Origin of the sequence: Oleiagrimonas sp., assembly GCF_027858935.1 — a bacterium.
Taxonomy (GTDB): Bacteria; Pseudomonadota; Gammaproteobacteria; order Xanthomonadales; family Rhodanobacteraceae; genus Oleiagrimonas.
In genome coordinates, this window is sequence record NZ_JAQIBU010000282.1 from 1 (window position 1) to 8,934 (window position 8,934).

The 8,934-nt window shown below is 61.9% G+C and carries 6 protein-coding genes; all 6 read left to right on the plus strand.

The window, feature by feature from the left end; genetic code table 11:
• Positions 1–160 precede the first annotated feature (160 nt).
• Positions 161–697, plus strand: a complete 537-nt coding sequence (locus PF446_RS10435; protein WP_298071361.1) for a hypothetical protein — start codon at positions 161–163, stop codon at positions 695–697.
• Positions 698–775: 78 nt separating this feature from the next.
• Positions 776–2,170 carry a TolC family protein gene (locus PF446_RS10440; RefSeq protein WP_298071362.1) on the plus strand — a complete coding sequence of 465 codons (1,395 nt, stop codon included), beginning with the start codon at positions 776–778 and terminating at the stop codon, positions 2,168–2,170.
• The gene (locus PF446_RS10445; protein ID WP_298071363.1) at positions 2,167–3,546 is read left to right on the plus strand and encodes an efflux RND transporter periplasmic adaptor subunit; all 1,380 of its coding nucleotides are present in this window, start codon (positions 2,167–2,169) and stop codon (positions 3,544–3,546) included. Before PF446_RS10440 ends, PF446_RS10445 begins: the two co-directional genes overlap by 4 nt.
• Positions 3,543–6,686, plus strand: a complete 3,144-nt coding sequence (locus PF446_RS10450) for an efflux RND transporter permease subunit (RefSeq protein ID WP_298071364.1) — start codon at positions 3,543–3,545, stop codon at positions 6,684–6,686. The genes PF446_RS10445 and PF446_RS10450 overlap by 4 nt, the downstream gene beginning before the upstream one ends.
• 64 nt (positions 6,687–6,750) lie before the next feature.
• Complete coding sequence (locus tag PF446_RS10455) at positions 6,751–7,071, plus strand: P-II family nitrogen regulator (protein ID WP_298071365.1); 321 nt, start codon at positions 6,751–6,753, stop codon at positions 7,069–7,071.
• A 626-nt stretch (positions 7,072–7,697) separates the two neighbouring features.
• Positions 7,698–8,934, plus strand: a 1,237-nt coding sequence (locus PF446_RS10460) for a glucoamylase family protein (RefSeq protein WP_298071366.1), incomplete at its 3' end; no start/stop codon positions are given.

Genomic DNA, 8,934 nt, shown 5'->3' on the forward strand with positions numbered 1-8,934 from the left:
GCGACTCGTGGGTGCGCAGGTTCGAGGCCACTGCCACTATGCCTCGCGTCCCCGGCAGGCTGGTCTTTGATCGGCGGATCCCGCGTGTACGGGTGGACTTGTGAAACATCTGGCCTGCAGCGCGACGGGGAGATCGGAACCGGTCTCTCGCCCGGCTACCGTGACCACTGCATCCAGCGACGGGACCCGGTCGCTGGACAAGGCGCATGACCCGGTTCCCCTCATGGTCGGGTACTTGACCCTGATCAAGATCAAGCGCCTGCGGATGTATAAACTCTTGCGCATGTTCCCCGCCCTCGGCATGCATCGCAGGAAGCGCCCCGGCCTGTTCTGGCTGCTAGCGCTGTTGCTGCTGTGGCAGCAGGTCGCGCTGGCGGCAAGCCTGTGCCCGATGCCCGGCGGCCAACTCATGCAGGCTGCCGTCACGCCTGCCTCGCAGACCGACTGCATGCATGGCATGCGCGGCATGCAGGATCATGCCACGCTCTCCCTGTGTGCCCAGCATTATGCGCAGGGCAGCCTGGTTCAAGCCGATACACGCTTGCCCAACGTACCGGGATCCATGCTGCTGCCGCTGGCACCGTCCATGCCGACCGTGGCTATGCTGCCACATGCAGTTTCGACCTTTACCCCGGCGTTCCGGCTACGGGCCGATCACCCTCCCCTTCGACTGCTGTTCTGCTCACTCCTGATCTAGCGATCACCTTGTCCAAGGTGTGCGGCTTGTCATCACAAGAGTACGGCGAATTTCGCAAGTTCGGAGGAGGGTTCACCCATGTCGTTGTTTCATTCTGTCCGGCGTTTCACGACGCCGGCACTGGCCATGCTGCTGTCGGCAGTCATGGCGGCAGTACCGCTGGCGCAGGCAGCCGGATCCCATCCAGGGACTGATCCGCCAATCTCCGGTGCGTGGCGCCTGGCCAAGGTCGAAAAAAATCCTGACGGCACGGGGCTTCATCTGACGGGTCTTTCAGCGGACCAGCTGGTTCAGCGAGTGCTGCTGCGCAACCCGGGTATTGAGGCGATGCAGGCGGCGGCCGACGCGGCCAGCGCGCGAATCGAGTCGGCCGGTGCGCTGGATGACCCGGTGGTGAGTTATGTGGTGGCGCCGCATACGGCCGGTGGTCCGCGCCAGGGCCTCAACCAGAACGCGCAGATCAGCCAGCGCTTCCCCTGGCCTGGCACCCTGTCCCTGCGCAGCAGGATGGCCACCGCCGATGCGGATTCAGCAGGTCAGCAGGTGGCCGACCTGCGTTTGCGCCTCTCTGCGCTGGCGCGTGCCGAATATGCCCAGTGGTACTACGTGCATCGCGCACTTGCCATCAATGCCGAGAACACCCGATTGGTGATGCACCTGCGTGCGGTGGCGGAAACCGCTTATGCCTCAGGACAGTCGCCACAACAGGACGTCCTGCAGGCAGAAGTGGAACGGGTGCGTTTGCAGAACCAGGCGCTGGAGCTCAAGCGCGCGCAGCGCACCGTGCAGGCGAAGATCAACGCGCTGCAAAACCTCGATCCGGACACCGCCGTGCCCAGACCGGTCGAACTGCCCCAGGAAATCACGCTGCCGACATCTGCCGCCCTGAAGGATGCGGCGCTGACGCATTACCCGATGCTGCAAAGCCTCGATGCGCGCATCAGCGCGAGCAGGGATCGGGTTGATCTGGCGCACAAGAACTCCATGCCGCATGTCAGCCTGCTGGCGGGCTACAACAGCCTGATGGACATGCCGGCCAAGCGACTGACGGTTGGTGTCGCAATCAACATTCCTTTCGGCGGCAACCATAGCGGTGAGGTGAGCGAGGCCAATGCGCGTCTGCATGAGAGCGAGGCCAGGTTTGCCGATGCCCGCAACCAGCTGCTGAGCAACCTTGACCAGACGCGCACGGCCGCGGCCCAGGCGGTTGCCACGATCCAGCTCTACAACGGCGAGTTGCTGCCGTTGATCAGACTCAACATGCATGCAGCCGAGACTGACTACAGCAATGGTTCGGGTAGCGGCGATTTTCTGAAGCTGATCACTACCGAACAGCAATATTTGACGGCCGAACTGGAGCTGGCGCGCGCACGTGCCGATTTCTATACCCAGCTGGCCTCCCTCAATTACCAGACAGGTGGCACGTTGTGGCCGCCTTCGGTGTCTGCCACTTCGCGGAATACGACACCATGAAAAAAACAAGATGGATTCTCTTCGCCGTCACTGTCGTACTGCTTGCACTGGTCGCCGGGTACTTTCTCGGCAGGCGCGGCCACTCGGCGGCAAATTCCGACCAGGCTTCCGGCTCGGCGACCACGACACCGAAACGCAAGATCCTTTACTGGAAGGGTCCCATGACCCCCAACTTTCACAGCGACAAGCCAGGCAAGTCGCCTATGGGGATGGATCTGGTACCTGTCTACGCTGATGAAGATGGCTCTGGTGAACCCAGTGACCTGAAGATATCCCCGGAGGTGGTCAACAACCTGGGCGTACGAACATCCGAGGTTGAACAGGGCACGTTCTCCAATCGTCTTGAACTGTTCGGGTATGTGGGTTACGACGAGGACACCATCACCAGCATCAATACACGCGCTGATGGTTGGGTGGAAAAACTGGCGGTCAAGAGCGTGGGCGAGTCGATCAAGCGAGGGCAGCTGCTTTACCAGTTGTTTTCCCCCAAGCTGGCGACTGCCGCGCGTGAGTACCTGGTCGCTTTGGCCAGCGGCAGTCAATCGTTGATCGTCGCGTCACAGCATCGACTGCGGTCTTTGGGCTTCAGTGACGCACAGATCTCCCGACTCAAACGCACCCGCAAGGCCAGTGATCGTGTCGCACGGTATGCCGAATCCTCGGGTGTCGTGACCAGTCTTGGCGTGCAGGAAGGCGGCTACGTGATGCCGGCAACCCAGGTCATGAAGCTGGCCGACCTGCGCACGGTGTGGGTGCTCGCGGAAGTCGACGAAAGCCAGGTGTCGCTGTTGCACGTGGGTCAGAAGGCGGTTGCCGATTTCGATGCGTTTCCCGGCCAGCACTGGGAAGGCGTGGTCGATTTCGTCTATCCGGACATCAGCAGCATGACTCGCACGGTCAAGGCCCGGATACGCTTCGCGAACACGGACAGGCGTCTCCAGCCCAACATGTACGCGCATGTGGCGCTGCAGGCGACCCCGCAACGAGATGTTCTTTTCATTCCCAATCTGGCGCTCATTCGCACGGGCCATAGCCAGCGCGTGATCGTGGCACTTGGCGGCGGTCGTTTCGATGTCTGTCCGGTGAAAGCCGGGAGCACCTCCGGCAACAAGGTGGAAATTCTCAAGGGTTTGCGGGCCGGCCAGCACGTGGTGACTTCGGCGCAGTTCATGCTCGATTCCGAAGCCAACATCGATGCCGCCAGCCTGCGCCTGGGCGCGGGCCGGTCCGGTTGTCAGGACGCGCCCCATTCGGCGACAAAGGCAACCACCGGGAAAACGCAGGCCGCTCCGGACATGGCAGGCATGGACATGCCGGCCAAGCCGGGCACGTCCATGCCAGCCGGGGCCAGCGAGAACGTGAGGCCGCCGCAATGATCGCCTCCATCATCCGCTGGTCGTTGCGTAACCGGGGCGCCGTGCTATTGGCACTGGCTTTGGTTGTCTTCGCCGGCCTGTACTCGATACAGCACACGCCGGTGGACGCGATCCCCGATCTGTCCGACGTGCAGGTGATCATCAAGACGCCTTATCCAGGGCAGGCCCCTCAGGTGGTGCAGGACCAGGTCACTTATCCGCTGGAAACCGCCATGCTTGCGGTTCCGGGTGCGACGGTGGTTCGCGGCTATTCGTTCTTCGGTGCATCGTTTGTCTACATCATTTTCAAGGATGGCACCGACCTCTACTGGGCGCGGTCGCGCGTGCTTGAATATCTCAATCAGGTCGCCAGCAGCCTGCCGACCGATGCCCACCCGAGTCTGGGCCCTGACGCCACGGGTGTGGGCTGGGTCTACCAATACGCGCTGGTGGACAAGACCGGCAAGCACAACCTGGCGCAACTGACCAGCCTGCAGGACTGGTTCCTGAAGTATCAGTTGCAAACCGTACCCGGGGTTGCGGAAGTGGCGACCGTTGGCGGCATGGTGAAGCAATACCAGGTGGTGGTGAACCCGGACAAGTTGCGTGCCTATGGCATCACCCTGGCGCATGTGAGGATGGCGATCAAAAACGCCAACCACGAGACGGGTGGTGCCGTGGTCGAACTGGCCGAAGCCGAGTACATGGTGCGCGCCAGCGGGTACATCAAGAGCATCAAGGATCTGCTGCAGGTGCCGCTGATGACCGACAAGAACGGCACACCGGTTCAGCTCAAAGACGTGGCCGAGGTACGGATGGGGCCACAGATCCGGCGTGGCGTCAGCGAACTTGATGGGCAGGGCGAGGCGGTCGGTGGCGTGATCGTGATGCGTTACGGAGGCAACGCGCAGAAAACCATCGATGGGGTCAAGGCAAGGCTGGCTTCATTGAAGGGCAGTCTGCCGCCGGGTGTCCAGGTCGTGACCACCTATGACCGGTCGCAGTTGATCAGTGACGCCATCGGCAATCTGCGCGAAAAGCTGATTGAGGAATTCCTGGTCGTGGCGTTGATCTGCGGCGTATTCCTGTTCCATTTTCGCTCGTCGCTGGTCGCGATCATCAGTTTGCCGGTGGGCATCCTGATGGCCTTCATCGTGATGAGATTGCAGGGACTGACCGCCAACATCATGTCGTTGGGCGGCATTGCGATCGCCATCGGCGCGATGGTCGACGGTGCGATCGTCATGATCGAAAACCTGCACAAGCACATGGAAAAGGAGGGCGGCACCGACAAAGCCGGGCACTGGCGCAGAGTGGCCACGGCAACCGTGGAAGTGGGGCCCGCGCTGTTTTTCTCACTGGTGATCATCACCCTCAGTGTGGTTCCGATCCTGAGCCTCACGGGTCAGGCCGGGCGCATGTTTTCTCCGCTGGCATACACCTGGATCTATTCCATGGGTGCGGCCGCGATCATGGCGGTGACCCTGGTCCCGGTATTGATGGGCTATTTCATCCGCGGAAAGATCACGCCCGAGCACCGCAATCCGCTCAACCGTGCGTTGACGGCACTGTACACACCGGTCATCAAACGGGTGGTTCGCTACCCCTGGGTCCTGCTGTTCGTCGGCATCCTGATCGTGGTGGCGGGCGCGTGGCCCGCTTCGCACCTGGGTTCGGAGTTCATGCCGCCGCTGGATGAGGGGGACCTGCTGTACATGCCTTCCGCCCGTCCCGGAATTTCCGCGGACAAGGCACGTCAGGTGCTGCAGCAGACCGATAAATTGATCATGAGCGTACCCGAAGTGCAATCCGTCTTCGGCAAGATGGGGCGTGCGGATACAGCGACCGATCCCGCACCGCTGTCGATGGATGAATCGATCATCCAGTTCAAGCCAAAGTCGCAGTGGCGTGCGGGCATCACCAAGGCCGACATCGTCAAGGAGCTGGAGCAACGGGTCAGGTATCCAGGATTCACCAATGCCTGGGTGATGCCGATCAAGACCCGCATCGATATGCTTTCCACCGGAATCAAGACCCCGGTCGGCATCAAGGTGAGTGGTCCGGACCTGCAGGTGATCCAACGCATCGGAAAGGAGCTGGAGCAACTCCTGCCCCAAGTCCGTGGCACCACGTCGGTATACGCCGAACGGGTGGCTGGTGGCCGCTACATCCAAATCGATATCGATCGCGACAAGGCCGCCCGGCTCGGGCTCAATATCAGCGACGTACAGGACGTCGTGCGCACAGCTATCGGCGGTATGAACGTCACCGATACGGTGGAAGGACTGGAGCGCTATCCGGTCAACGTCCGATACCCACGCGATTACCGCAATTCGCTGGCCAGCATTCGGCAGCTACCGGTCGTCACCGCTGGCGGCGGCCATGTGGTGCTGGGTGACGTGGCGAACGTCCGCATCGAGGATGGTCCACCACTGATCAAGAGCGAGGCGGCGCAGCTCACGGGGTGGACCTACGTGGACATCGCCGGACGGGATGTCGGTTCCTACGTCGCCGCTGCCCAGAAGCTTGTTGCAGCCAGGGTCAAGTTGCCCGCCGGCTATTCCCTGGCCTGGTCTGGCCAATACGAGTACATGCAGGCGGCACGCAAGAGCCTGACCACGATCGTGCCGGTCACCATCATGTTGATCTCGCTGCTGCTGTACATGGCCTTCCGCCGCGTTTCACAGGTGCTGCTCATCCTGGGGACATTGCCGATGGCGCTTGCAGGTGGTGCCTGGCTGCTGTACCTGCTCGGTTACAACCTGTCGGTGGCGGTCGCGGTCGGTCTGATCGCCTTGGCGGGTGTCACCACGGAAATAGGCGTGGTGCTGGTGGTGTACCTCAACCAATCCGTCGACGCCTACGTGCAACGTTGCCAGTCCGAGTCCAGTCCGTTGAGTTACGAGGGCCTGCGCGATGCCGTCCGTGATGGCGCACTGCTGCGTTTGCGGCCGATTTCGATGACGGCGACGGCGATCATCGTCGGGTTGCTGCCTGTGATGTTCGGCGGTGGCACCGGTTCGGAAGTGATGCGTCGCATCGCCGCGCCGATGGTCGGCGGCATGATCAGCTCCTTGTTCCTGACCATGCTGGTGCTTCCGGCCGTCTTTCTGTTGTGGGAGTGGCGGCAACTGCGAAAACAGATTGTTGCAACCCACTGATGCCATTCCATGGCACAAAACCACCAGGGGGTTAGCGGGAATCCCGGCCCCCGGGAGGATCCAAATGAAGTACCGCAAGATCACCGCCATCATCAACGTCAACAGCCTTGAGGCCGTGGAGCAGGCGCTGAAGCAAGAGAAAACCATTGAAGTTGCCATAACCCGGGTCAAGGGATACGGCGACTACAAGAATTTCTACAGTCCTCAATGGGTTTCGACCCAGGCACGGGTGGAAGTGTTTGTGCTCGCGCAGCATGCAGAGCAGGTGGCACACGACATCATGCAGGCCGCACATACCGGACTGGACACCGATGGCGTGATCGCCATTCTTCCCGTGGAGACGATCTACCACGTCAGGGATTACGTTCCGCCGTCCAATCCATGAGACGCCACGTTGTTCCGTGGCCATCTGTGCAGCGACCATCTTCCGTCAATGGAAGTCGGAAGTGGCGACCTGGCTTGATGAGTGCCCGCGCCTTGCCGTGCCCGGTGCGCGCCTCGGCAAGGATGCTGCCTGGATGCTCGCCCATGGCAAAGGCGCTCTTTTTGCCGGCGATGGGTTAGCCTAAACCCCAGAGCTTCGCCATTGGTGGACGCACCGCGAGATAGAGGTTGCCCTCTCCGTCATCACGACGGGTTTCGAACCAGGCTTGGTTTTCGAGACAAGCTCCGGACCAGGCGATCCGGATCATCGCTCGAATGCAGGCAACGGTTACCGGTACCTTGGCACACGATGCGCGCCGCTGCTGCATCTATCCACAAGCTCCTGAATACGCCCCGCAGCCCGGTTCAGGGCGGACGGAGTAGCATCGGACGCAAGCACTGGTGCTTGATGGCTTCCCCGGGAATGTGTCCGATGAACACGGCAGCCAGGCATGGCGATGGACGGTACGGACATGCCACCGTCGCTCGCCTTTTCGAAGGTCCGATCAGGACATCACGCAGGTTACCCGACCGGGTCCGGCAGGCAGGGGGGGCTCGCCCCCGATGGCGCGTGCTCGTACCTTTTCGATGATGACCACGACGTCCTCCACCCCCTCGGACGAGGCCCTGCTCGATCGGCTGCAGCGCGCCGCGTTCAACTACTTCCCGGAAACCGTAAACCCGCGCAATGGCCTGGTCGCGGACACCTCGCGCGAGGGCTCACCGGTCAGCATCGCGGTGGTCGGCTTTGCCCTGTCCGTGTATCCGGTGGCGGTGCAACGCGGTTGGATGGAACGCGACGACGCGGTCCGCAACAGTCTCGCCGCACTGCGGTTCTTCACCGAGAGCGAACAGAGCGGCAGTCCCACCGCAACCGGCTACAAGGGGTTTTACTACCATTTCCTGGATATCCACAGCGGCCTCCGGGTGTGGCAATCGGAACTGTCGATGATCGATACCGCCCTGCTGGTGGCCGGCGCGTTGACCGCAGCGATGTACTTCACCGCCGACACGGCCGACGAGGTCGAGCTGCGGCAACGGGCCGATCAGCTCTATCGTCGCGTCGACTGGCGCTGGGCCCAGGCCGACGGCCAAACCCTGCGGCAGGGCTGGAAACCCGAATGCGGATTCCTGCATTACGGCTGGGAAGGCTACAGCGAGGCGATCTTGCTCTACGTGCTGGCCATGGGCTCGCCGACCCACCCGATCACCGGCGACTGCTACAAGGCCTGGACCGCCACCTACCAGTGGGAAAACCTGTACGACCACGACGTGCTCTACGCCGGGCCGATGTTCGTGCATCATTTTTCCCATGCCTGGATCGATTTTCGCGGCATCCGCGACCGTTTCATGCGCGAGAAGCGCTTCGACTATTTCCACAACAGCCGCAACGCCGCCTGCATCCAGCGCGAATACGCGCAACGCAATCCGCACCAGTTCGCCGGTTACGGCGAAAACTGCTGGGGTCTTTCGGCCTGCGATGGTCCGGACAAAACACCGGCGAACCCCGACCGCCCTGCGCAGCGCTTGTTCGGCTACGCCGCCCGGGGCGTGCCCTACGGGCCGGACGACGGCACCCTGTCCCCCTCGTCGGTGCTGGCATCGCTTCCGTTCACTCCCGAAATGGTCTTCCAGTGCATGCGCCACATGATGCAGCGCTATCCCGAGATGTGTCGCCATGACCGTCTTGCGAGCAGCTTCAACCCGACGCTGATCGATGCCGATCAGAACGCCTGGGTATCGGAGGGCCATTACGGCCTGGATCAGGGCATCGTGGTCATGATGATCGAGAATCACCGCAGCGGGCAGATCTGGCAGTGGATGC